The organism is Enterobacter cloacae complex sp. 394F7, from assembly GCF_057320385.1.
The window spans coordinates 43,087-66,540 of the sequence record NZ_JBXWCS010000004.1 but is presented as its reverse complement, the minus strand read 5'-3'; the positions used below and the strand labels follow the sequence as shown (position 1 = coordinate 66,540).

General features: G+C 56.8%; 24 protein-coding genes. 8 read left to right on the top strand and 16 right to left on the bottom strand.

Annotated features, from left to right (window positions below):
- Positions 1 to 40 precede the first annotated feature (40 nt).
- From chbG to osmE, 7 genes are all read right to left on the bottom strand, one after another.
- Entirely contained in the window at positions 41 to 790 is a 750-nt protein-coding gene (gene chbG / locus AC2FAK_RS07245) for a chitin disaccharide deacetylase (protein ID WP_058651487.1), read from the bottom strand.
- Between the two features lie 11 nt (positions 791 to 801).
- Complete coding sequence (locus AC2FAK_RS07240; RefSeq protein ID WP_095454832.1) at positions 802 to 2,157, bottom strand: 6-phospho-beta-glucosidase; 1,356 nt, start codon at positions 2,155 to 2,157, stop codon at positions 802 to 804.
- 110 nt (positions 2,158 to 2,267) lie between these two features.
- Positions 2,268 to 3,086, bottom strand: coding sequence for a transcriptional regulator ChbR (chbR, locus tag AC2FAK_RS07235; RefSeq protein ID WP_013097020.1), 819 nt, complete (start codon positions 3,084 to 3,086; stop codon positions 2,268 to 2,270).
- A gap of 29 nt (positions 3,087 to 3,115) precedes the next feature.
- Positions 3,116 to 3,463 carry a PTS N,N'-diacetylchitobiose transporter subunit IIA gene (chbA, locus tag AC2FAK_RS07230; RefSeq protein WP_013097021.1) on the bottom strand — a complete coding sequence of 116 codons (348 nt, stop codon included), beginning with the start codon at positions 3,461 to 3,463 and terminating at the stop codon, positions 3,116 to 3,118.
- 48 nt (positions 3,464 to 3,511) lie between these two features.
- Positions 3,512 to 4,870 carry a PTS N,N'-diacetylchitobiose transporter subunit IIC gene (gene chbC / locus AC2FAK_RS07225; RefSeq protein WP_013097022.1) on the bottom strand — a complete coding sequence of 453 codons (1,359 nt, stop codon included), beginning with the start codon at positions 4,868 to 4,870 and terminating at the stop codon, positions 3,512 to 3,514.
- Positions 4,871 to 4,949: 79 nt separating this feature from the next.
- Complete coding sequence (chbB, locus tag AC2FAK_RS07220) at positions 4,950 to 5,267, bottom strand: PTS N,N'-diacetylchitobiose transporter subunit IIB (RefSeq protein WP_013097023.1); 318 nt, start codon at positions 5,265 to 5,267, stop codon at positions 4,950 to 4,952.
- Positions 5,268 to 5,548: 281 nt separating this feature from the next.
- Positions 5,549 to 5,893 (bottom strand): osmotically-inducible lipoprotein OsmE, encoded by a 345-nt coding sequence (gene osmE / locus AC2FAK_RS07215; protein WP_003857836.1) that lies wholly within the window; start codon positions 5,891 to 5,893, stop codon positions 5,549 to 5,551.
- 232 nt (positions 5,894 to 6,125) lie between these two features.
- Between osmE and nadE the strand changes: the two genes are divergently transcribed.
- Both nadE and cho read left to right on the top strand, forming a co-directional pair.
- Positions 6,126 to 6,953, top strand: coding sequence for an ammonia-dependent NAD(+) synthetase (gene nadE, locus AC2FAK_RS07210; RefSeq protein WP_013097024.1), 828 nt, complete (start codon positions 6,126 to 6,128; stop codon positions 6,951 to 6,953).
- A gap of 149 nt (positions 6,954 to 7,102) precedes the next feature.
- Complete coding sequence (gene cho, locus AC2FAK_RS07205) at positions 7,103 to 7,981, top strand: excinuclease Cho (protein WP_013097025.1); 879 nt, start codon at positions 7,103 to 7,105, stop codon at positions 7,979 to 7,981.
- On the opposite strand, the gene ves is transcribed toward cho, so the two are convergent.
- The 7 genes from ves to astC all read right to left on the bottom strand — a co-directional run bounded on the left by ves (position 7,959) and on the right by astC (position 15,657).
- Positions 7,959 to 8,516 (bottom strand): environmental stress-induced protein Ves, encoded by a 558-nt coding sequence (gene ves / locus AC2FAK_RS07200; RefSeq protein ID WP_013097026.1) that lies wholly within the window; start codon positions 8,514 to 8,516, stop codon positions 7,959 to 7,961. The two genes, cho and ves, sit on opposite strands and share 23 nt — an antisense overlap.
- 288 nt (positions 8,517 to 8,804) lie before the next feature.
- The gene (spy, locus tag AC2FAK_RS07195; RefSeq protein ID WP_014831529.1) at positions 8,805 to 9,296 is read right to left on the bottom strand and encodes an ATP-independent periplasmic protein-refolding chaperone Spy; all 492 of its coding nucleotides are present in this window, start codon (positions 9,294 to 9,296) and stop codon (positions 8,805 to 8,807) included.
- 337 nt (positions 9,297 to 9,633) lie between these two features.
- Positions 9,634 to 10,599 carry a succinylglutamate desuccinylase gene (astE, locus tag AC2FAK_RS07190; protein WP_095454833.1) on the bottom strand — a complete coding sequence of 322 codons (966 nt, stop codon included), beginning with the start codon at positions 10,597 to 10,599 and terminating at the stop codon, positions 9,634 to 9,636.
- A gap of 10 nt (positions 10,600 to 10,609) precedes the next feature.
- Positions 10,610 to 11,935, bottom strand: coding sequence for an N-succinylarginine dihydrolase (gene astB / locus AC2FAK_RS07185; RefSeq protein ID WP_014831527.1), 1,326 nt, complete (start codon positions 11,933 to 11,935; stop codon positions 10,610 to 10,612).
- Positions 11,922 to 13,409 carry a succinylglutamate-semialdehyde dehydrogenase gene (gene astD / locus AC2FAK_RS07180; RefSeq protein ID WP_095454834.1) on the bottom strand — a complete coding sequence of 496 codons (1,488 nt, stop codon included), beginning with the start codon at positions 13,407 to 13,409 and terminating at the stop codon, positions 11,922 to 11,924. The genes astB and astD overlap by 14 nt, the downstream gene beginning before the upstream one ends.
- The gene (gene astA / locus AC2FAK_RS07175) at positions 13,406 to 14,440 is read right to left on the bottom strand and encodes an arginine N-succinyltransferase (RefSeq protein ID WP_014831525.1); all 1,035 of its coding nucleotides are present in this window, start codon (positions 14,438 to 14,440) and stop codon (positions 13,406 to 13,408) included. Before astA ends, astD begins: the two co-directional genes overlap by 4 nt.
- Positions 14,437 to 15,657, bottom strand: coding sequence for a succinylornithine/acetylornithine transaminase (gene astC, locus AC2FAK_RS07170; RefSeq protein ID WP_095454835.1), 1,221 nt, complete (start codon positions 15,655 to 15,657; stop codon positions 14,437 to 14,439). Before astC ends, astA begins: the two co-directional genes overlap by 4 nt.
- Before the next feature lie 433 nt (positions 15,658 to 16,090).
- Here astC and xthA point away from each other — a divergent pair, with 433 nt between their 5' ends.
- The 6 genes from xthA to AC2FAK_RS07140 all read left to right on the top strand — a co-directional run bounded on the left by xthA (position 16,091) and on the right by AC2FAK_RS07140 (position 22,266).
- On the top strand, positions 16,091 to 16,897 hold the full coding sequence (gene xthA, locus AC2FAK_RS07165) for an exodeoxyribonuclease III (RefSeq protein WP_013097033.1): 807 nt from the start codon (positions 16,091 to 16,093) through the stop codon (positions 16,895 to 16,897).
- Between the two features lie 6 nt (positions 16,898 to 16,903).
- Positions 16,904 to 17,587 carry a TVP38/TMEM64 family protein gene (locus AC2FAK_RS07160; RefSeq protein ID WP_095454836.1) on the top strand — a complete coding sequence of 228 codons (684 nt, stop codon included), beginning with the start codon at positions 16,904 to 16,906 and terminating at the stop codon, positions 17,585 to 17,587.
- A gap of 15 nt (positions 17,588 to 17,602) precedes the next feature.
- Entirely contained in the window at positions 17,603 to 18,763 is a 1,161-nt protein-coding gene (locus tag AC2FAK_RS07155; protein ID WP_375714102.1) for an ABC transporter substrate-binding protein, read from the top strand.
- On the top strand, positions 18,736 to 20,265 hold the full coding sequence (locus tag AC2FAK_RS07150) for an ABC transporter permease family protein (protein WP_058681915.1): 1,530 nt from the start codon (positions 18,736 to 18,738) through the stop codon (positions 20,263 to 20,265). The genes AC2FAK_RS07155 and AC2FAK_RS07150 overlap by 28 nt, the downstream gene beginning before the upstream one ends.
- Positions 20,265 to 20,885 (top strand): ATP-binding cassette domain-containing protein, encoded by a 621-nt coding sequence (locus tag AC2FAK_RS07145; RefSeq protein ID WP_061771528.1) that lies wholly within the window; start codon positions 20,265 to 20,267, stop codon positions 20,883 to 20,885. The genes AC2FAK_RS07150 and AC2FAK_RS07145 overlap by 1 nt, the downstream gene beginning before the upstream one ends.
- A gap of 73 nt (positions 20,886 to 20,958) precedes the next feature.
- Complete coding sequence (locus tag AC2FAK_RS07140; protein ID WP_058681913.1) at positions 20,959 to 22,266, top strand: sulfurtransferase; 1,308 nt, start codon at positions 20,959 to 20,961, stop codon at positions 22,264 to 22,266.
- Here AC2FAK_RS07140 and AC2FAK_RS07135 read toward each other — a convergent pair.
- Complete coding sequence (locus tag AC2FAK_RS07135) at positions 22,263 to 22,880, bottom strand: CDP-alcohol phosphatidyltransferase family protein (RefSeq protein WP_058681912.1); 618 nt, start codon at positions 22,878 to 22,880, stop codon at positions 22,263 to 22,265. The two genes, AC2FAK_RS07140 and AC2FAK_RS07135, sit on opposite strands and share 4 nt — an antisense overlap.
- Positions 22,873 to 23,442, bottom strand: a complete 570-nt coding sequence (locus tag AC2FAK_RS07130) for a carboxymuconolactone decarboxylase family protein (RefSeq protein WP_095454838.1) — start codon at positions 23,440 to 23,442, stop codon at positions 22,873 to 22,875. Before AC2FAK_RS07130 ends, AC2FAK_RS07135 begins: the two co-directional genes overlap by 8 nt.
- Between the last annotated feature and the right edge of the window lie 12 nt (positions 23,443 to 23,454).

The following is a 23,454-nucleotide window of genomic DNA, read 5'->3' as shown; positions in this document are numbered from 1 at the left end:
TTGTAGGCCCGGTAAGGCGAAGCCGCCACCGGGCTTTGTCTTAAAGATCCCCGAAAGTCCCCAACCGATACCCGCGCTCGGCAATCGCGTATTTCAGCGACGGCGACGTCAGCACCTCCAGCTCCGCCAGGCGCGGCCAGCAGTAGGCGCTCTTACGGACGGTGTTATCGACAAACGCAGGATGCGCCATCACCTCCAGCGACCGTTCCCCCCGGGCTGCGGAATCATCCAGTACCTTCAGGAACAGCGCTTCGTCGATCTCCTCACCGTAAAATGCGCTGCTGAACCCCTCCGATGTTGTCACGGCAAAGTCCGGCAACCCGCGCACGTCGCGATCCACACGCATCGCCACGCCTTTACGCTGAGCAAAATCCGCAACGAGCGGAAAAATCGCCGGGATCATATGCACATGATGATGGCTGTCGATATGGGTTGGTTCGCGACCAAAGAGGTCAACAAAACGGTTGTACTGACAGTCCAGTTCGCGGGCAATCTCTTCGAGCGGCAGCGCGTCCTGCTCCGCCAGTTCCCAAATCCATTTCCCGAGTTGCCCGTCACGCGTCAGGCCCGGCATCGCTGAAAGCGGCCTCCCCAGCGTCAACACAAAGTGCATGCCCACGCCCAGCTCAGGCGCTTCACGACTCAGCTGCGCCGCGTGCTCTATCGCCTCTCCATTCACCAGCGCGGTGGTCGAGGTCACCACACCCCGTCGGCAGGCTTCAACAATGCCGTAGTTCTGCCCCTTAGACAGGCCAAAATCATCAGCATTGACGATCAGCAGGTTTTCCATCGCACGTCCTCTTAACGGTGTTGGTGCTTGAGCTTCTCAACCGTGGCGGCAAAGTTTGGCAGCCATTTTTCATGCGCCAGTATCATCTCGCTGGCCAGCCCTTCCGCATCGCGGTCGGAATGCACCAGCGGGCTGAGGTTCAACGCCAGCAGCACGTCATTCAACTCACCGCTCAGCGCAGCGTTGCTGGCCGCCACTTCAAACCCTTTGATGGTATGGATGAGCCCCATCACTTTGTCATCAAAGTGGGTAATACGCGGATGCGGTTTTGCCCCCTCACGGCCCAGGATACAGGTCATCTCTACGGCCCAGTCGGCCGGGATATTGTCGATATGGCCGTGGTGCGGCACATTGACGTAGTGCTCAGCCTGCTTGTCATTGTAAATGGCGTTGATCACTTCGCACGCCGCGTCGGAATAGTATGCCCCACCGCGCTGTTCAAGCTCTTTCGGCTTCACATTCAGGTTCGGATCTTTATACAAATCAAACAGCTGCTTTTCAACTTTCTGCACAACCTGAGCGCGGGCACCGCCTTTATAGTACTCGCCCATTTCGATGGCCAGCATCTCTTTCTGCTTGAAGTAGTAAAGCAGATACGAGCACGGCAGCAGATTCAGGGAACGGATGAGCCCTTCGCTGAACGGCAGGTCGAAGATATTTTTTACGGATGCTGCGGTCAGGCGGCCGGAAGCCACGCCGTCCAGCAGTTCAGCAAAGCGAGACTGGCCGTTTACTATCACATCTTTGATGAACACCATGTGGTTGAGACCGAACAGATCGATAGAGAGATCGTCATTGTCGGTCAGCTCCAGCACGTCGCGGATGAACATCTTCATGCCAATCGGAATATTGCAGACACCGATAAAACGCTTGAAGCTGGTATGGCGATAGACCGCCTCGGTGACCATCCCGGCTGGGTTGGTAAAGTTAATCACCCATGCGTTCGGGCAGATCTCCTGCACATCTTTGATGATGTCGAAAATGACCGGGATGGTGCGCAAACCTTTAAACAGGCCGCCCGCGCCGTTGGTTTCCTGTCCCAGATAGCCGTGGCTCAGCGGAATGCGTTCGTCCAGTTCACGCGCTTTGAGCTGGCCCACGCGCAGCTGAGTGGTGACGAAGTCAGCGTCCTGCAACGCCAGGCGACGATCGAGGGTTTTATGCACGGTTAAGGGCACACCGGCTTTTTCTACCATCCGCTGGCACAGGTCAAAAATAATATTCAGCTTTTCCTGCCCTTCTTCAACATCCACCAGCCATAATTCACTGACCGGTAATTCATGATAACGTTTCAGGAAACCTTCCAGTAATTCCGGGGTATAGCTGCTGCCGCCGCCAATGGTCACGACTTTTAATTTCTTTTGCATAACATCTCCCTTAGCGTATCAGGTTAATCGCCTGCAAGGTATAGCGGACTCTTCCCGCTATTTGGGCAAGCAATCAAGTCAATATTCGTGGCGAATACACTCGCCAGGCACTAATTAATTACCGTCAAATTCTTCCGGTAACTGTTTGGTGTGAATGAGGTAAATTTCTTAAAGGTTTTAATAAACAGGCTGGGGCTACTGTAACCGGACTCATAAGCAATATCGGTGACAGAGTAGTTGGTAATTTCCAGCTGTTTTTTGGCAAAATTAATGCGGATTTCATTAATAATTTGCACGGGCGTTTTACGATAATAACGCTGTGTCGCCCGGGTCAGGTATTCCTGGGATTTTCCGGACAGTGACACCATATTTTCCAGAGCATTCTCGCTGAACTGCCCTTTGTCGTGCATCAACTCGACGGTACTGCGCAGCCATTGCGGAATGTCGTCGCTCACCTGCTGCTCTTCACGGTGATGGCGAAGGCGGTTCATCACATAGAACGTCACGGTTTCAATAAATTCATCGAACTCATTGTCGCGGAAGTTGAGCGAGGCGATCACCGTTTCGATCCAGGTCATAAATTCGTTTTTCACGCGATAGACCTGTGACGCCACAAAGCAGAACGGCACCAGCGGCAGATAGTGTTTCTCAAAGAAACGTCTGCTGACGCCAACATTCAGAATACGGGTGGCACCAAATTCGTAAAAGCTCTGGTGATAAGATCCCATCGGCAGGAAAACAAAATCACCGCGCTCCAGCAGGACACGCTTGCCGTTAATCTCCTGATAGTAGCGGCCGGTCAGAACAATCGTGAACTCGTAGTAGTCATGCTGGTGCAGACCACTGGCGCTCTCCGTCTTGTTGTAAATAACCACGTGAAAATTCTTGCCATTAAACAGCTGCTGTTCAAGTGCGGTTTTAATTTCCATCGTGCTGACCTCCTGCTACTCAGTCTGACTTACTGCAGCTTCTCGTGAAGCTCAATTAACTCTGCCACCAGCTCGCGTGCCAGCATCGAGGTCATCAGGTGATCCTGTGCATGCACCAGCACCAGGCTGACTTTCATCTTCCCTTCCCCCTGGTCGCCTTCGATAAGCTTAGTCTGCACCAGGTGCGCTTCATTCAGCGCGATACGGGATTGATCCATCATGGTCTTAGCGGCAGCAAAATCGCCCTGCTTGGCCTGCTTCAGGGCGGCATACGCCAGGCTACGTGCTTGCCCGGAGTTGATGATAAGCCCCATCACCACTTCTTCCAGATCGTTCTCTACGGCGTCTTCGGCTACGATACTATCCAAATCTAACATCTTTAAGCTCCTTTTCGCTGGCGCGGGTTACCCCGTGCCGGGCAATATTTAGAATTTCAGTGCGAGGGCGATATCCTCTTCGCTCTCTTCTTCATCAATCACGGTCGCGGCTTTGTTGGCTATCGCCACGAATGGCATGTAGAGCAGTGTTGCAATCCCGAGGTTGAATATCGCCAGCAGGAAGGCCGCGACGCTACCGTTGGTGTTGAAGAACGCTCCCAGCCCCGCCGGCATGGTCCACGGCGCAATGTTGGTAACAGGCGGGATAATGCCCAGGTAATAGGCCGTCAGGGTGATCCCCGCCAGCAGCGGCTGAATCAGGACGAATGGAATGAACATCACCGGGTTCATGATGATAGGCAGACCAAACAGAATCGGCTCGTTAATCTGGAAGATGCCTGACGGCAGCGCCAGCTTCGCAACCTGACGATGGTCAGCGCGACGAGAGACAATAAAGACCGCGATGATCAGACCCAGCGTCGCCCCGGTCCCCCCCAGGAAGATATAAGAGTCCAGCATCGGCTTCGCCCACACATGGAAGGTTTTACCGGCTGCCAGCGCCGCATCAACGGAGCCGTACTGCTGATAAAGTGCAACGTTTTCCAGTGCCCATGGGGTCATGATACCGCTGTCCAGCGCGGCCAGTGCCAGTGAACCATGTACGCCGAAGAACCACAGCAGGGAGGTGAAAATCACGTACGCCCAACCGACCACGCCACCCATCGACGCCAGCGGCGTAGAGATAGAGTCCATGATGATCTGGTGGAAGTTTGTGCCCCAGTGAGAGAGCGCCCAGGCAATAATCCCCATGATGGAGAGAATAATGAAGCCTGGAATCAACGCGGAAAATGAACGGGAAACGGAGCCCGGTACGCTATCTGGCAGGCGAATTACCCAGTTGCGACGGATAATAAAGGTGAACATCTCGGCAACCACCAGACCGATAACGATACCGGAAATAATGTTTGCCCCACCCAGCCAGTTGGCACCCACAGCATAAGCTTCACCCACGCTGTATGGGGTGACGGTCATAAAGGCGGCAACGGACAATAACCCCGCGGCCAGTGGATCCACCTTACGTTCTTCGGCTAATGCCATCCCAATAAAGAAAGGCGCCATCAGCGACATAATACCCAACGTACCGTTATATACGTTGCCGCCGATGGCTTTAAAACCGTTAAGGGTTTCAATGGTTGAAGCGTCTAACCGAATTCCTAATGAATAAAAAAAGGAACCTTCACCAAAGCTCAGAAAAACGTTGTTAATTAAAACGAACATTGCCCCGGCCAGCGTCAACGGCATTAATTTAATAAAGCCGTTTTTGATGGCGTTAACGTGAGGCTGCTTTCCTATTTTAACAGCAAAAGGAAGGAGTACCTTTTCAAGTGAAGCGATGACTTTACTCATAGGAAAATACCCTTAAATGCCGCAACGTATGTCGCGGCGTATTGTGTGTGAAATAACTCTTTGACGGGAAAAATAAAAATTAATTAGCAGCTTTTTTAATTGCTGCCACAGCAGCTTTCAGTACACCTAAACCATCAATCTTACCGTACAGCCCTGAATCGATTACCTCGACCGGTTTATTCGGTAACAGACGTTGAATTTCTGGCAACATGTAAGCGATCTGCGGCCCCAGTAAAATAACATCTGCGGTCTGGCCTTTTTCACCCGCCAGCGTTTCCGGGAACGCTTCGATCACCACCGGCACTTCATACTTTTCGGCCTGCGCACGCATCTTCGACACCAGCAGTGACGTTGACATGCCTGCAGAGCAGAACAGGTAGATATGTTTCTTTTCCATCATGATTTCCCTCTTTTATGACTACCTGCCGTCTCGCTATCACTCGACTCGCTCTCCTGGCTGACAGGTAATGTGCTGACTGTTGTTTATCGTTGGAGTGAGTATACGTAATGGTACAGAGGGGGGATAATTCTGCACAGGCCTAAATTGTCTCTCATTGACCTGGCTTGTTGACTACCTTCACATTTCAGGCAAATAATTCGCGCAAAGAAATAAGATTTACGTATGCATAAAAAAACCGGCCCAAAGGCCGGCTTGTTAACATCCTCAGGCAAGCAGGGTTACTGCGCCTTAGGTGCCTGCGGATCGGTATCGTATTCTGCACAGGTCTGGTAACCGGAATTGATGACGTGACCGGTGTCATCCAGAGCAACAAAGTAGGTTTCTGCCTTACCATCACGTTGACCCAGGATATAGGTCTGGCAGGTACCACGCGCGTGGATCATGGTCACTTCTGACGAAGGCTTACCGGCAATCGCAGCCACCTGCGAACGGGTCATGCCTTTTTTGACATCTTTCACTACCGGCTGTGTAAACTGATCTTTGGTGCGATCGTAAGCCGTACACCCTGCCAGCATAGTCAGTACCGCCGCTGCGCTAAGAATTCCTGCTACGTTCTTGTTCATATTCCGTCCTCTTGTTTATCAGCGTGTTATCTAAGCATGGGATAAAAAGTACTATTGTTCAACTTTGCGAGTTACGCCAGACGAATTTCGGAAAATTCTAATAAAACAACGATAAGCTGCTAAAACGCCGCAAAATAGCGCACTCGAAACTGTGATCCTTGTCGTTTTACGCCTGAAGGGTTAGTTTTAACAGTTAACACATTCTGTTTATGGTCTGCATATGGAGGGCGTGATGGCTCTGCAACACGAGATTATTCAGGCGCTGGGCGCGAAGCCTGCGGTAGATGCAAATGAAGAGATCCGCCGAAGCGTTGATTTTTTAAAATCCTATTTAAAAACGAACTCGTTTCTGAAAACGCTGGTACTGGGCATCAGCGGCGGGCAGGACTCGACGCTGACCGGCAAACTCTGCCAGATGGCCATTTCAGAGCTGCGCGAAGAGACGGGAGATGAAGCGCTGCAGTTTATCGCCGTGCGTCTTCCGTATGGCGTGCAGGCAGACGAACAGGATTGTCAGGATGCCATCGCCTTTATCCAGCCAGACCGCGTACTGACGGTCAATATCAAAGGATCGGTGCTGGCGAGTGAACAGGCGCTGCGTGAAGCGGGCATTGAGCTGAGCGATTTTGTGCGCGGCAATGAAAAAGCGCGCGAACGTATGAAAGCGCAGTACAGCATTGCAGGCATGACCAAAGGCGTGGTTGTCGGGACCGATCACGCGGCAGAAGCCATCACCGGTTTCTTCACCAAATATGGCGACGGGGGCACCGACATTAACCCTATCTTCCGTTTGAACAAGCGTCAGGGTAAACAACTGCTGGCTGCGCTGGGCTGCCCGGAGCATTTATACAAGAAAGCGCCAACGGCGGATCTGGAAGACGATCGCCCTTCCCTGCCGGATGAAGCGGCGCTCGGTGTGACCTATGACAACATCGATGATTATCTGGAAGGCAAGAAACTGGACGAGAGTATCGCGAAGATTATCGAAGGCTGGTATCTGAAAACCGAGCACAAACGCCGCCCACCCATTACCGTGTTTGACGATTTCTGGAAGAAATAAAAGCAAAACGGTAACCCAGGTTACCGTTTTTAATGTTTGCGCCCTCTCCCGTGGGAGAGGGTTGGGGTGAGAGCATCAGGCGACCCGGCTCTTTTTTAACCACCCCACTCCTGCTACACTGTATACCTGAACAGTATATGGAGTCGTATGTGAGCAGGCGTCAATCTGCCCCGCGTCTGGAGTTTGAAGCGGCGGCTATCTATGAATATCCCGAACATCTCCGCCCCTGGCTTGAGGAATTACCTAAACAGCCGGGCGTGTACATCTTTCATGGCGAAAGCGACACTCTGCCGCTCTATATCGGCAAAAGCGTGAATATTCGCAGCCGGGTGCTGTCCCATCTGCGCACGCCGGACGAAGCCGCCATGCTCCGCCAGTCGCGACGCATCAGCTGGTATCCAACGGCAGGGGAAATGGGAGCGCTCTTACTGGAAGCCCGGCTGATCAAAGAGCAACAGCCCTTGTTTAATAAGCGTCTGCGCCGCAATCGTCAGCTCTGCTCGCTGCAGATAACCGCGGGCAAACCGCAGGTTGTCTATGCGCGCGACGTCGATTTTTCGCACGCACCGAATCTGTACGGCCTGTTCGCCAACAAACGTGCTGCGCTACAGGCGCTGCAAACGCTGGCGGACGAGCAGCAGCTTTGCTATAGCCTGCTGGGGCTGGAGGCCACCACCCGTGGACGCGCCTGTTTCCGCTCTGCGCTCAAACGCTGTGCGGGTGCCTGCTGCGGCAAAGAGAGCGTCGAGGATCATCACGCCCGGCTTCTTGGCGGGCTGGCGGCCATCAGCGTGAAGTGCTGGCCGTGGGAAGGGGCCGTTGCGCTAAAAGAGGTGGGAGAGACGATGACGCAGTACCACATCGTTCATAACTGGTTCTGGCTGGGGGCGGTCGATAATCTGCAGGAGGCCGCCACCCTGTTACGCACACCCGCCGGCTTCGACCATGATGGCTACAAAATTCTCTGTAAGCCCGTGCTGACCGGCGAGTTTGACGTTATTGTGCTTAATGACCAGGCAGCCAGTTGATTTCGCTGAATAATAACCTGCCGTGCGATTCCAGCAAACGCAGGGTGTGGGTTCCCTCCTCCCAGCTCGCGCCCTGATCGGCCGTCAGCAATTTATCCCCCAGCTGCCACGCACCGCTTAAGACGAAGACCACCCCCCCACGTGAGCCAAAGGTAGTGAAGGTGCGGTCCGCCACCCGCACTTTCGCCTGGCAGCAATCCCGCCGGGTCATGATGTTGAAGTCCATCGACATCTGCCCGTCGCTTAACAGCGCTTTTACCGGCTGGTCGCCGGAAAAACAAAAGGGCTGATGGTGCTTCAGGGTATGGCAAAACGCCTGACCGGCATCCAGCGTCACTTCCCCCCCTTCCAGCAGGGTGATAACCCGGTCAACACCGGGAAAGGAGGAGAATTCGCCATTGCTGGCGATGGTCGCAATGCTGGCACGCCAGAAAAAATCGCGCGTCGCGGGAGGAAAACAACAAATTTCGCGCGTCTCACCAGCACCATTGCGCCAGAGACTGACCGGCATTTTACGGATATCAAAGAACTCCATCACCACTCCTGAATGGCGCAACGAGCGCCAGGGCAAGGATATCGCTATCGTTGCTGTCTTGTTTGTTATGATTGAATAGTTACAGACGTAGTATCGGCAGCAGAGCGGGCAAGCCTTAGCGGGACGCTGATAAAAAATCTAACGTCATGAATTCTCTGAAGCGATGACAGGAGAATACCGCGCCTGTTGCGGCAGACAAGAGGGTAAGAAAGAAAAAACCGCCGGTCCTGTCCACAGCATTTGCGCTTTTGTAGACAGGATCCCGGCGGTCTTAAGAGAGTGAACCGTTTATTCGGTTGGTGCTGGCATTTTACCTTCCATTGCCGGACGTTCTGTCAGACGCTTCTCAAAATTGGCATTAAATTGTTTTTTCTGTTCCGGCGTCAGAATGTTGTAGATCTTGTTCTGGGTTTCCATATGAGCCAGCATGCGGGCTTTATGCTGCTCAGCCATTTTGTCGATCTGCGCTTCGGCTTTTGCCTTATCGAAGCTGTCGCTGGCGATAATGTCATGCATCGCGCGGCGCTCTTCCAGCGGAGGACGTTTCATCTGGTCACGCTGGCTTTTCATGATGTCGCGGATCTGCTGTTTCTGCGCATCCGTCAGGTTCAGATCTTTGAACATCATCATCTCGTGCATACCCGGCTTGCCTTTGTGATGCATCATCATTTTGCCTTCAGCAGGCGCGGCAGTGGTGGTTGCGGTATCTGCGGCGAACGCCATGCTGGTAGCGCCCAGAGCCAGGGTAGAAGCAACAAACAGTGCAGTAAACTTACGCATAATTTATTTCCTTACTTTCAGTTATTCTTCGGCGCTATGCCGTGTTGACGAGATTAACTTTACGGGGTTTATCGTCAATTAGTCAGAGCAACGGTAAAACAATGAAAGTGTAAAAAACAAATTTTCGCCAAATATGGAGGAAATAAGGATAAAGCGTGGAGAGTTGCAACAAAAATATGCAACAGACTGATTATCAAAAGATTGTGCAGAAGTATAACCAACTACCGATTAATAATAAAGCAATAATCCAGGAATATTCCGCAAAGAAAATGCGATCGCCTTAATCGCTAAGAAAATAGTTTTAAATTTCCCCTCCTGCAGACAGGAGGGGAAACGATCAGGACACTTTCTCCAGCATCAGCCCGGCACGCAGACCAAAGGCCACCGACGGGTTGGGGAACAGCACATACTCGGTTGTTTTCTGCACCTCATAGCGCTCGTCACCATCCTCCGCCAGTAATACCCCTTTGCGAAACGGCGTAAAATTGAGCGTGTGGGCCGGCATGTGAAGCTGGAAAGCTTCGCTGCGGCGGGTGATCTGCTGCACTACCCGATAACGCTCGACGGGCTGGCTGGTATGCTCCGGCACGGTACCGCCCAGCAGCGCCCGCAGCGCAAGATGCGTCGGGGCAAAGCGCGTGAGATCGTTTTGCCCAAACGGCAGCGCTTTTCCCAGCTCCAGCGTGCAGGCCAGCGCACCGAAGCGTTCACAGGTGAAGTGGGTAAAGGTGCCCCCCGGCGACTGGTGAAAGACCAGCGCTTCCAGCCCCGCATCCCCCAGCCAGCGCAGAAAGTCTTCATCCCAGGGCTGATTCCGCTGCGGCAGCACGCCAAAGCGCACGTGATACGAGGCACGGATCGCCGTATGCAGATCGAGATGCCAACGCGATGGTCCCGCGTCGGTGAAAAAGTGAGTGACGATCTGCTCCAGCCACTGAGCCCGTGCCGTTTCATCACTCGGCGGGAATTGCGACCAGCGGCCACCGAACATGCGGTTAATATCGCTCACCAGATAGCGTTTGTTTTGCGCCAGCGCAGTCGGGTTCCCCAGAACCACCAGCAGGCGGCAGTGCAGCGCAATCTCCCCGCGATACAATGCGCGCAGCAGCAGGTCGACAATTTCCACGGGTGCCGTTTCATTGCCGTGAATGCCGGTTGAAAGCACAAGCGACTGTTCACTCTTCGCGGTCGGCGTCAGCTCAAGCACGCCGCGTCCCAGCCATTGCCAGTGGAATGAGGGGCCGTCCCCCTCACTCTGCTCTGGCGTTTCGTCTGCCAGCGTCAGCGCCAGTAAATTCTCCATAGCCTCTCCTTTAGCGCTGGAACGGGTAAACCGGGCCCAGCTGCAGGATTGAGGTTAACGCGTCCAGCGCCTCACGGCCTTCGCGCAGCAGCTGCGGGTCAACCAGATCGGCCTGCGTTAACCGGTCGCGATAGTAGCGGTCCACCCAGTCGTTCAGGGTGTTAAATAGTGTCTCATTCATCATCACTGCCGGGTTAACGGCCTGCATTTCATTGGGCGTAAGTACCACGCGCAGACGTAAACAGGCCGGACCGCCCCCGTTCGCCATGCTCTCGCGCAGATCAAAGACGCGCAGCTCCGCAATCGGGTTGTCGGCTTTCACCAGTTCCGTCAGATAACGCCACACGCCCTGGTGATCCCTGGACTCTTGCGGCAACACCAGCATCATGCTGCCATCGTCCCGGCTCAACAGCTGGCTGTTAAAGAGATAGGTCTCAACCGCATCCTGCACGCTCACCGCCTGGGTCGGTACCTGAATCGGCATAAAGCCGGGCACGCGTTCATGCAGCGTGGCGAGGAGTTTCTCCTGATGGGCGAACGCCTGCTCGTGGCAGAACAGAACCTGACGGTTAGAGACGGCAATCACGTCGTTATGGAACACGCCCTGGTCGATCACATGCGGGTTCTGCTGGGCAAAAATCACCTGTGACGGATTGACCTGATTCAGACGCGCCACGGCCTGGCTTGCCGCCAGCGTCTGTCGGGCCGGGTAGCGGGTGGGCGCAGAATGGCCGCCCTCTTCCCGCCCGTAAATAAACAGCTGTAACCCCGGTTCACCGTAATCGCCGCCCAGGCGGTTATGGTTGGCAGCACCTTCATCACCAAACATCGCCACCTGCGGCAGAGCCGGATGGACAGCAAAATGGGCGTCATTATGGAATATGGCGCGCAGCACGCGCTCCGTGGTCTCCGCTTCGGTGGCGCGGTGGAATTTGTTGTTCAGGTTCGCCACCGTCAAATGGACCTTGCCATCCAGCGTATCGGCAGAGGGTGCGACGGTCGCTGCGTTGGCCACCCACATTGAGGAGGCAGAACTCGCCGCCGAGAGCAGGTGTGGCGTCTGCGTTCCCGCTTTTTCGACCACCTGCTCATCCGTACCGCTAAAACCAAGCTGGCGTAACACCGCCACGTTTGGACGCTCCTGCGGCGGGATCACCGCCTGCGGAAAACCCGCGTCCGATAACGCCTTCATTTTCAGCAGCCCCTGCTTTGCCGCCAGTTTCGGGTTGGAAACCTGAAAACGATGCTTCGTCGAGGCTTCATTACCAAAGGAGAGCCCGGCATAGTGATGCGTCAGCCCCACCAGTCCGTCAAAATTCACTTCACGCGCTTTCATGGCGTTCTCCCTGACTAAAGTCCAGACCCGGGCTCAGCGTGTCCGGCAACGTCAGCGCAGCTGTTTCCAGGCTCGCCATCGGCCACGCACAGTAATCCGCTGCATACCACGCGCTGGCGCGATGGTTCCCGGAAGCCCCTACGCCGCCAAACGGGGCGGTACTCGCGGCACCGGTCAGCGGTTTGTTCCAGTTAACAATCCCGGCGCGCGCTTCGAGCAGCAGCTGATCAAACTTCTCGCGCTGCGGTGAAATCAGACCGCTCGACAGGCCGTAGCGGGTGTTGTTGGCCATCGCAATGGCACTGTCAAAATCGTCATAGCGCCAGACGCACAGCAGGGGGCCAAAGACCTCTTCATCCGGCACGTTGCGCGCCCCGCTCATCTCAACAATGCCTGGCGTCAGCAACGACGTGCCCGGCTGAACCTGCTTCGGCTCCAGCAAGGTTTTCGCGCCGCGTGAGACATGGTCCTGCCAGGCTTTCAGAACGTTTAGCGCCGCCTGTTCGGAGATCAGCCCGCCGATAAACGGCTGCGGGTCGGCATCCCACGTCGCAGGCACCAGACGCGCGCTCACCTCTACCAGACGCCTGAGGAACGCATCGCCCTGCGCCCCGCGCTTCACCAGCAGACGACGCGCGCAGGTGCAGCGCTGACCGGCAGTAATAAAGGCCGACTGGATGGTCAGGTGGACTGCCGCGTCCATATCATCAGGATCTTCCACAATGAGCGGGTTGTTTCCGCCCATCTCCAGCGCCAGAATTTTTTCCGGCTGCCCGGCCAGCTGGCGATGCAGCTGATAGCCCGTCCCGGCGCTGCCGGTAAACAGCAGGCCATCAATATCACTTAACGCGCTCAGCGCCTGGCCGGTTTCACGCCCGCCCTGCACCAGGTTCAGCACGCCCGGCGGCAAACCCGCCTGCTCCCAGAGCTTCACCACCACCTCACCGGTCAGCGGCGTTAATTCACTCGGTTTGAAAATGACGCTATTTCCCGCCAGCAGTGCGGGCACAATATGCCCGTTTGGCAGATGCCCCGGGAAGTTGTAGGGGCCAAACACCGCCAGTACGCCATGGGGGCGATGGCGCAGCGTGGCCGCGCCGTCAGCCATTTCGGTATGCTGCTCGCCGGTGCGGGTATGGTACGCCTTTACCGAGATGGCGATTTTGTTGATCATCGCCGTCACTTCAGTCGCCGCTTCCCAGCGTGGCTTGCTGGTCTCCAGGGCGATCGTGCGGGTCAGCTCGGTTTTATTCGCTTCCAGCAGAGAGGCAAACTTTTCGACAATCCCCTGGCGCACGGTGAACGGCTGTTTCGCCCACGCCGGAAACGCGCGGCGCGCGGCGTGGCAGGCCTGTTCAACCTGCCCGGCGCTGGCATCATTACCTTTCCAGAGCACCTCGTTGCCGACCGGATTGGTCTTCACTCGCTGTTCGCCTTCGCCCGTTACCCAGTCTCCGTTGATCCATAAAGTCATGCTGTTTTCTCCTCAGGGCAGAGTCGCACCAGGCGAACCGTATCGCCGGCATTACATTTCAGGGCATCCAGTTCTGCAGCCGTCAGCACCAGACGTTCACATTTCGGGTTGGTACGCACCAGCATGGCGCGGAAGTTGGTGTAATTTTCGTTCGCCACCAGGCACGCCGGCCAGTCACCCGGCGCGGGCTGACCTTCAGAGACGTCAACCAGTCGGCTTTTACGGATCGCGCGCACGCGGTCGATGTCGCACTCCAGCGTCGGCCCGCCGTCAAAGATGTCGACATAATTACGGTAGCGGAAGCCTTCTTTCTCCAGCACCGCGCGGGCAGGCGCCGTTTGCGGATGGACTTCGCCAATCACCGCCTGCGCTTCCGGGGTTAAGAAATGGGTATAGATAGGGTGTTTCGGCATCAGCTCAGCGATAAACGCTTTCTGTCCGGTGCCGCACAGATAGTCTGCCCGGCTGAACTCCATCGAGAAGAAACGCTCGCCCAGGCTCTCCCAGAACGGCGAATAACCTTTATCGTCGATCACACCGCGCATTTCAGCCACCACCTTTTCGTTAAAACGATCGCGGAAAGCGGCCATAAACATAAAGCGCGATTTGGAGAGCAGATACCCGTTGCCCTCTTTACGCCACGCCGGATCAAGGAACAGCGTGCAAAGCTCGCTGGCACCGGTGTGGTCATTACAGAGAAACAGCGTCGGCAGCGCGTTATAGACGTTCAGCTCTTTTGAGGCATGAACCATGGTGCCCACGCGGTAGTTGTACCACGGGTCATTAAGGCCAACGGCCACTTCGATGGCGCAGATCCCGGCTACGGTCCCCGTGTCGGTATCTTCCAGCACGAACACATAGCCCTGTTCGCTTTTTGGCAACGTCCCCTGCCAGGTTTGCAGGGCGCGCTCAATGCGCGCCGACAGCGTTTTTTCATCGGCAGGAAGCGAGGTCAGCCCGCCCCCCGTCTTACCGGCAAGCTGCATGAGCCCGGCGAGATCGCCGCGCTCAACGGGACGGATGACCATCATGATGACACCCCGGATTTCACACGTTCACAGGCCAGCGCAAAACGGTCTAAACCGGTGCTCACCTCTTCCTCGCTGACAATCAGCGCAGGGGCAAAACGCACCACGTTGGCACCGGCAATCAGCGCCATCACGCCCTGTTTCGCCGCTTCCTGTGAAATAAGTTTAGCTTTTCCGGCAAACTCCGGCGTCAGTTCGCAGCCAATTAACAGCCCCAGGCCGCGAATCTCTTTAAACAGACCGGTCTTGCTGTTAATGGCGTTCAGACGCTCCACAAACCAGTCGTGACGCTGTTTAACCCCCTTCAACACTTCCGGGGTATTGATGATATCCAGAACCTGTCCGGCCACGGCCGTTGCCAGCGGGTTACCGCCATAGGTGGTGCCATGCGTGCCCACGACCATTACGCTGGCGAATTTATCGGTGGTCAGCATCGCGCCAATCGGGAAGCCGCCGCCCAGCGCCTTCGCCGTTGAGAGAACGTCCGGCGTTACGCCGTAGTGCATATACGCATACAGCTCACCGGTACGGCCTACGCCGGTCTGCACTTCGTCGAAAATCAGTACCGCGTTGTGACGGTCGCACAGTTCGCGCAACCCTTGCAGGAACGCTTTCTGTGCGGGCAGCACACCGCCTTCCCCCTGCATTGGCTCGACGATCACCGCGCAGGTGGTGTCGTCGATCAGCTCGCGGGCTGACTGCAGATCGTTATATACCCCGTGGCGGATATCCGGCGGCAGCGGCGCAAAGTCCTGCGAGTAGGACGGCTGCCCCCCTGCGCTGACGGTAAAGAGCGTGCGGCCATGGAACGCGTTCTTAAAGGCCACAATCCCGCTCTTGTGCACACCGAATTTATCGTGCGCATATTTGCGTGCCAGCTTCAGCGCCGCTTCGTTTGCCTCCGCGCCCGAATTGCAGAAAAAGACTTTCTCCGCAAACGTCGCGTCGATCAGTTTTTTCGCCAGACGCAGCGCCGGTTCGTTGGTATAGCCGTTCCCGGTATGCCAAAACTTCGCCGCCTGGTCGTTTAACGCCTGGCGCAGCGCCGGGTGTGCATGGCCCAGCGCGTTAACCGCAATCCCGCCCGCAAAGTCGATATACTCTTTACCCTGCTGATCCCACAGGCGCGAGCCTTCCCCACGAACCGGAATAAAAGCCGCCGGAGCGTAAACCGGCATCATCCATTCATCGAAATTTTCACGCGTAATTGACAGAGACATAGCGACCTCATCCGGTAAATAAAAGGTTATTTGAATGTTAAATAATTGAGTGTTTGCACTGTGAATGTAGATTGCAGCCTTCGTGCCAGCCAGCGATAAAAATGCATAAACGGGTGGAGGTAACAGAATATCAATAAGTTACAATATGGAGTTATTCACTTTTATTGCATAAAAAGTGCATATTTTTACGATAAGCGGCGCTTTGCCGCATGAAAATCAGAAAGAGTATGCAGAGGCCAAATATAATTCTGGAATTGTGATCGCTCGCGAAATTTATCGGCCATTTACGCCCCTTTTAAGGGCGAAGCGCGTCAGAATGGTGCAAATATTGCACCGTTGGCATTATCTGTCGCAGTTATTGGTCAATCCCCGTAACAGACGACGCAAATTCTGCTACCATCCATGCACTATTCACCTTGCACTGGCAGCGACTATGAAATTTGTCTCTTTTAATATCAACGGCCTGCGTGCCCGCCCTCACCAGCTTGAAGCGATTGTTGAACAACATCAGCCTGATGTGATCGGCCTGCAGGAGACAAAAGTTCACGACGATATGTTTCCCCTCGAAGAGGTGGTGAAACTGGGTTACAACGTCTTTTATCACGGGCAGAAAGGGCATTACGGCGTTGCCCTGCTGACCAAAGAGACGCCGGTTTCCGTCCGCCGCGGCTTCCCGGGTGATGGCGAAGAAGCGCAGCGCCGGATCATCATGGCGGAAATTCCTTCAGCGCTCGGCAATATCACCGTGATCAACGGCTATTTCCCGCAGGGGGAGAGCCGTGACCATGAGACCAAATTCCCGGCGAAAGCGAAGTTTTATCAGGATCTGCAGGATTACCTGACCACCGAACTGAAAAAAGAGAATCCGGTGCTGATCATGGGCGACATGAATATTAGCCCGACCGATCTGGATATCGGCATTGGTGAAGAGAACCGCAAACGCTGGTTGCGCACCGGCAAATGTTCATTCCTGCCGGAAGAGCGCGAGTGGATGGATCGCCTGCTGAGCTGGGGTCTGGTGGATACCTTCCGCACGGCTAACCCGGACACCCAGGATCGCTTCTCATGGTTCGATTACCGCTCAAAAGGCTTTGATGACAACCGCGGGCTGCGCATAGACCTGCTGCTGGCAAGCTCCCCGCTGGCGGAACGCTGCATTGAAACCGGGATCGACTACGATATCCGCAGCATGGAAAAACCGTCGGACCACGCGCCGGTGTGGGCGAAATTCAAGCTGTAACCCCGTGTGAACATTCGAAAAATTGTCGTACTGTGCGCCCTGCTGGGCGCCTTTATGCTGACGTGGCTCACTCTTCCTCCGGGCACGCTCTCTCTTGAAACCGTCAAAACGCATCAGCAGACCTTGCTCGCCTGCGTCGAACACGCCCCGCAGCAAAGTGCGCTGATCTTTTTTGCGCTCTATGTGGTGGTTTCCGCCCTCTCTATCCCCGGTGCCGCGATACTGACCCTGCTGGGCGGCGCGCTGTTTACGCTGTGGAAGGGGACGCTGCTGGTGTCGTTTGCCTCCACGCTCGGCGCCACGCTCGCGATGCTCGCCAGCCGTTATCTGCTGCGCGACTGGGTTCAGCGACGGTTTGCCCAACAGATGAAAACGGTGAACGCCGGGATGGCGCGTGACGGCGCAGGGTATCTTTTCGCCCTGCGCATGATGCCGTTGTTCCCGTTTTTTCTGGTCAATCTGCTGATGGGGCTGACCCGCATTGGGGTGCGTCGGTACTGGTGGGTCAGCCAGCTCGCCATGCTGCCCGCAACGGTTATCTTCCTCAACGCCGGCCGCGAGCTGGGAAAAATCACCTCGCTGCGCGATATTCTGTCGCCGGGCATGCTGTTAGCCTTTACACTACTGGGGGTATTACCGCTGATGAGCCGATGGCTGTTTTCCCGACTCCCCTCTTCGTTTAAAAAGTGAGGCATTATGCGCCGTGTGCGTTTTTGCGCGTTTCTGACCGGTCTGCTGCTGACCGCCCCTCTGTGTGCCGCCGACAGCTGGCACGTTATCCAAGAACAAGCCAAAGGCCAGACCGTCTGGTTTAACGCCTGGGGAGGCGATCAGGCGGTTAACCGCTACCTCGACTGGGTCAGCGGCGAGATGAAAACGCACTACGCGATCAACCTCAACATTGTCCACCTGGCCGATGCGGCGGATGCGGTAAAACGGATCCAGACAGAAGCTGCCGCCGGGCGTAAGACCCATGGTTCGGTGGATCTTTTGTGGGTTAACGGTGAGAATTTCCGCACGCTGAAAGAGGCTAACCTGCTGCAAACCGGATGGGCACAGACGCTGCCTAACTGGCGCTATGTCGACACGGGCAAACCGGTCACGGAAGATTTCGCCCTGCCAACCGAGGGCGCAGAATCTCCGTGGGGTGGCGCGCAGCTCACCTTTATCGCCCGCAAAGCGAGCATGCCGACTCCACCGTCAGACCCGCAGGGATTACTGGCCTGGGCCAAGCAGCATCCGGGTAAAATCAGCTATCCTCGTCCGCCTGATTTTACCGGCACCGCGTTTCTGGAACAGTTGCTTCTCACGCTCACCTCCCGGCCCGATGCGCTGAAACGCACGCCCGATGACACCTTTGCACAGGTTACCGCGCCGCTCTGGGACTACCTCGACAAACTCCACCCGCTGCTGTGGCGAGAAGGAAAAGATTTCCCGCCTTCACCTGCGCGGATGGATACCCTGCTCGCCCGCGGCAGTCTGAGCCTGTCGCTGACCTTTAACCCGGCACATGCGCTGCAAAAAGTGGCCAGCGGTGAACTGCCTGCCGACAGCTACAGCTTTGGTTTTCACAACGGGATGATCGGTAACGTTCATTTTGTTGCCATCCCGGCGAACGCCAGCGCCAGTGCGGGGGCCAGGGTGGTTGCCAATTTCCTGCTCTCACCTCAGGCGCAAATCCGCAAAGCCGACCCGGCTATCTGGGGCGATCCGAGCGTACTGCAGGCGAACACGCTGCCCGCAGATGAAGCAAAACAGCTTCAGGCCCACACGCCACAAGGGCTTCCGCGGATGCTTGCGGAGCCACACGCAGCCTGGGTTAACGCGCTGGAGCAGGAATGGCTGCGTCGTTACGGCACCCGCTGAGCGCACTCATCTGGCTGGCGATGGCGGCAGTGTATCTGCCGCTTGTTCCCGCCGCCGCCATGCTGTTGACGCCGGCGCTGTCGGCAGGAAACTGGCAACGCCTGTTTGACGACCCGCAGATCCCGCAGGCGCTCGCCGCCACCCTGGTATCCACGCTGATTGCCACTCTCGGCGCCCTGTTTATCGCCCTGATTTTCGTCACCACGCTCTGGCCCGGTGAGCGCTGGCGTCGTCTGTGCACCCGTTTGCCGTGGCTGCTGGCCGTTCCGCACGTTGCTTTCGCCACCAGCGTGTTGCTGACTTTTGCCGAAGGCGGTCTGTTTTATCAGCTCTGTACACGCTGCTCTCCGATGTTGGATCGCTACGGGATTGGGCTGGGGCTGACTCTCGCCGTCAAGGAGAGCGCCTTCGTGCTGTGGGCGATATACGCGGTGTTACCTGAAACCCAGCTGGGTCGCCAGAATGTCGTGTTGCAAACCCTGGGATACGGGCGGTTCCAGCGACTGTGCTGGCTGGTGATCCCGGAGATCGCGCCGGCGCTGGGTGCCACAATGCTGGCGGTGCTCGCCTGGTCCCTCTCTGTTGTGGATGTCGCCATTATCCTGGGGCCGGGGAATCCGCCTACCCTGGCGGTACTGGCCTGGCAGTGGCTGACCCAGGGCGACGTGCAGCAGCAAACGAAAGGAATGCTGCTCTGCCTGCTGATGCTCGCGCTGCTGGCCGTGCTTTCGGCGCTGGGGTTCGGCATCTGGAAAGCGTGGCGTCGCACGCTGCCCGCGCTGACAGGGGTGCGACGCACGTTCCCCCCCGCGCCGCCCGCCCGTATGCTCAGCGGAATCCTCCCCGCATGCGGCATGCTTTGCGCCGGAGTGCTGCTGATGCTGGCCCAGTGGGATGATGTTAGCGCCGTGCGTGCCAGCTTATCGTTCGGCCTGCTCGCCAGCCTGATCGCCCTGATCATGATACTGCTCTGGCTGGAATGGGGGCCGCGGCGTGGTGCGCTGTGGGTCTGGCTCCCTCTCGCCCTTCCTGCGCTGCCGCTGGTTTCCGGGCAATACAGGGTGGCGTTATGGCTGGGTATCGACGGGCAGTACGCCGCCGTGCTCTGGAGTCATCTGCTGTGGGTGTTGCCGTGGATGCTGCTGATACTGCAACCCGCCTGGCGGCGCATCGATCCGCGGCTTCTCCTCACGGCCAGAACGCTTGGCTGGCGGCGGACAAAAGTCTTCTGCCTGATCAAATGTCCCCTGCTGTTGCGCCCCGCGCTGCTGGCGTTTGCAACCGGATTTTCGGTCAGCATGGCGCAATACATGCCAACACTCTGGCTCGGCGCGGGGCGTTTCAGCACCCTTACCACCGAAACCGTGGCGCTCAGCAGTGGCGGCAGCATCCCGATTCTGGCTAACCGGGCGCTGTGGCTTCTGCTGGTGACAGGGGCCGTCTTCGGCGTTGCCGCACTGTTATCCCGGCTCGCAGGCCATTATCGACGAGGATTACGTTAATGCTGAAGGTCAACAATCTCACCATTGCGCCGCTGTTCCGTGAGGTTAACTTTTCTGTTCCTCGCGGTGAAATTGTCACCCTGATGGGGCCGTCCGGCAGCGGGAAATCGACCCTGTTCTCATGGATGGTTGGGGCACTGTCTGACGACTTTCAGGCGCAGGGCGAGCTGTGGCTTGACGATCGCCGCTGTGACGGGCTGCCTGTCGAGCAACGCGGGATCGGGATTCTCTTTCAGGACGCACTGCTGTTTGACCAGTACAGCGTCGGGCAAAATCTGCTGCTGGCGTTACCGGCGCGAATAACCGGACGCGCACGCCGGGAAAAGGTGCAACAGGCCCTGGATTCAGCCGGGCTAAATCGCCACTATGCCAGCGATCCGGCCACGCTATCCGGCGGGGAGCGTGCCAGGGTGAGCCTGCTGCGGGCTCTGCTTGCCGAGCCGCAGGCATTGTTGCTGGACGAACCGTTTAGCCGCCTTGATAAATCACTGCGGTCGTCCTTTCGGACATGGGTGTTTGATGCCCTGCGCGCACGCAATATCCCGGTGGTGCTGGTCACGCATGACGATGAAGATATTCCGCCGGGTGGCGAGGTGATTGAGATTTCTCGCTGGCAATAATGTGCTAACGCAATGTTTTACCTTTCAGGAGAGACGACAATGCCCCCCTCTTTTACTGACGTCAGGTTATTCGATGAAACGTGTTTCTCAACTGACCGCGCTGGCCCTGCTTTGCGGCCTCGCCTCACTCTCTTGCATGGCCGCTGATATGCCCCATTCGCTCACACTGGCTCAGCTTCAGGAACAGCACGGCGCGGCGATCGATACCCGTGCCAGTGCGTTTTATAACGGCTGGCCGCAAACGCTGAGCGCCCCCTCCGGGCACGAGCCCGCTGCGCTTAACCTCTCTGCCACCTGGCTGAGCGAGATGAGCGACGACCAGATTGGCCGCTGGGCAAAACAGCATCAGCTTACCCCCACAACGACTATCGCCCTCTACGGCAGTGACGCTGACAACCAGGCGGTGAGCGCCCGCCTGAAGAAAGCCGGTTATCCCCGGGTTTCCGTTCTCAGCGATGCCCTGCAGTCCCCTGAGCGTCTGCAGCGCCTGCCGCACTTTGAACAGCTCGTTTACCCGCAGTGGATTTATCAGCTTTCTCAGGGCAAACCGGTGGCAGCCGCCCCGGCCGGTGACTGGAAAGTGATTGAAGCCGCCTGGGGTGCGCCGAAGTTCTATCTACTGAACCACATTCCCGGCGCGGATTATATTGATACCAACGAAGTGGAAAGCGAGCCGCTGTGGAATAAGGTTTCTGACGACAAACTGAAAGCGATGCTGGCAAAACACGGGATCCGTCACGATACCACCGTCATTCTGTATGGTCGCGATGTCTATGCCGCCGCCCGCGTGGCACAAATTATGCTCTACGCGGGCGTGAAGGACGTGCGTATTCTTGATGGTGGCTGGAAAGCGTGGTCAGAGGCCAACCTGCCGGTGGAAAGAGGGATGCCTGCTGATGTCAAACCCGCTCCCGATTTCGGCGCGCCGATCCCCGGTCAGCCACAGCTGATGATCGATATGGCGCAGGCGCGCGGGATGCTGCATCGCCAGGATGCCTCGCTGGTCAGCATTCGCTCGTGGCCGGAGTTTACTGGCGAAACCAGCGGCTACAGCTACATCAAACCCAAAGGTGAAATTGCCGGTGCCCGCTGGGGTCATGCCGGAAGCGATGCCACCCATATGGAAGATTTCCATAACCCGGACGGCACCATGCGCAGCGCCGATGACATCGCCGCCATGTGGAAAAGCTGGAACATCCTGCCGGAACAGCACGTGGCCTTTTATTGCGGTACCGGCTGGCGAGCCTCTGAGGGCTTTATGTATGCCCGGGCGATGGGCTGGAAAAACATCTCCGTCTATGACGGTGGCTGGTACGAATGGAGCAGCCACCCGCAAAACCCGGTGTCGTCTGGCGAGCGCGGACCCGACAGTTCGCGCTAGGGCGTGAGTGAACGCAGCGTCAGATACCCGCTCCAGATGCGCGTTGTGGTGGTCAGCCAGCACAACGCGCCAAATACCCACGCGAGAAGCGTGAAGTGCGCCGGAAACAGGCAGCACAACACAAACAGCACGATGGTCTCCGTCCCTTCCGTTAATCCGCCGATATAGTAAAACGACTTGTGCGCATAGCCGGGGTTATCGATATTGTGTTTCGCCGCCAGAGCGGCAAAGGCCAGAAAGCTGCTGCCGGTTCCGATAAAGGCGAACAGTAGCCAGGCCGCGGCCAGCGCATTCTCAGCGGGAGCCGCGAGGGCAAAACCAAACGGCACCAGCGCGTAGAACAGAAAATCGAGCGCGATATCCAGCAACCCGCCCGCATCCGTCAGCCCTCTGCGGCGTGCCAGCGCGCCGTCCAGGCCATCCAGCAGGCGATTAACCACAATGGCGACCAGGGCCGCCGGATACCAGCCAAGCGCCAGAAACGGTAGCGTCAGCACGCCTGCGGCAAATCCGGTTAACGTTAAGCCATCGGGCGTGATGCCGGGTTTATCCAGCCAGGAGGCCAGCCGGTTAAGGGCGGGCTTTACCCGGGGATGAAGATGTCGATCAAGCATGCGGCTTTCCTTTAAACGTGTCGCACAGTCCCTGCGCCGGGATATCCAGGGCGGCATTAAAGCGGGCCGAAAGGTTTTGAAACGCAATCAGCGCCGTCATTTCGCTCATCATCTCATCGGTAAAAAGGCGTTTGAGCTCGCTTTTGAGCGCCTCATCCACCTGCGGCGGCGTGGCGGTGACGGCCTCCGCGTAGGCCAGCGCCGCGCGCTCCTGCTCATTGAAAAGCGCGGCGTCACGCCACTGGCTTACGGCCTGCACTTTATCCAGCGCGCCCGCGCGTTCGGCCAGGCGCAGGCTGTTGGCATCAATGCAAAATGCACAGTGACAGAGTTGGGATACCCGCGTCATCAGCAGCGAGCGCAGCACCGGCGTCAGGCGGGCGTTGCGTCGCTCCAGAAACCCGACAAACAGCGCCACCAGCCAGAACAGGCGCGGCATACGTCCCCACCAGCGCGTGGGGTTAAGCACTGCGCCAAAGTGTTTTTTCTGCATGGCGGCAATGGGTTTGAGGCTGGCGGGAAGGGATTCAACCGGGGCAACCCAGGGGGATGTCTCTTTCACGTAATTCTCCTG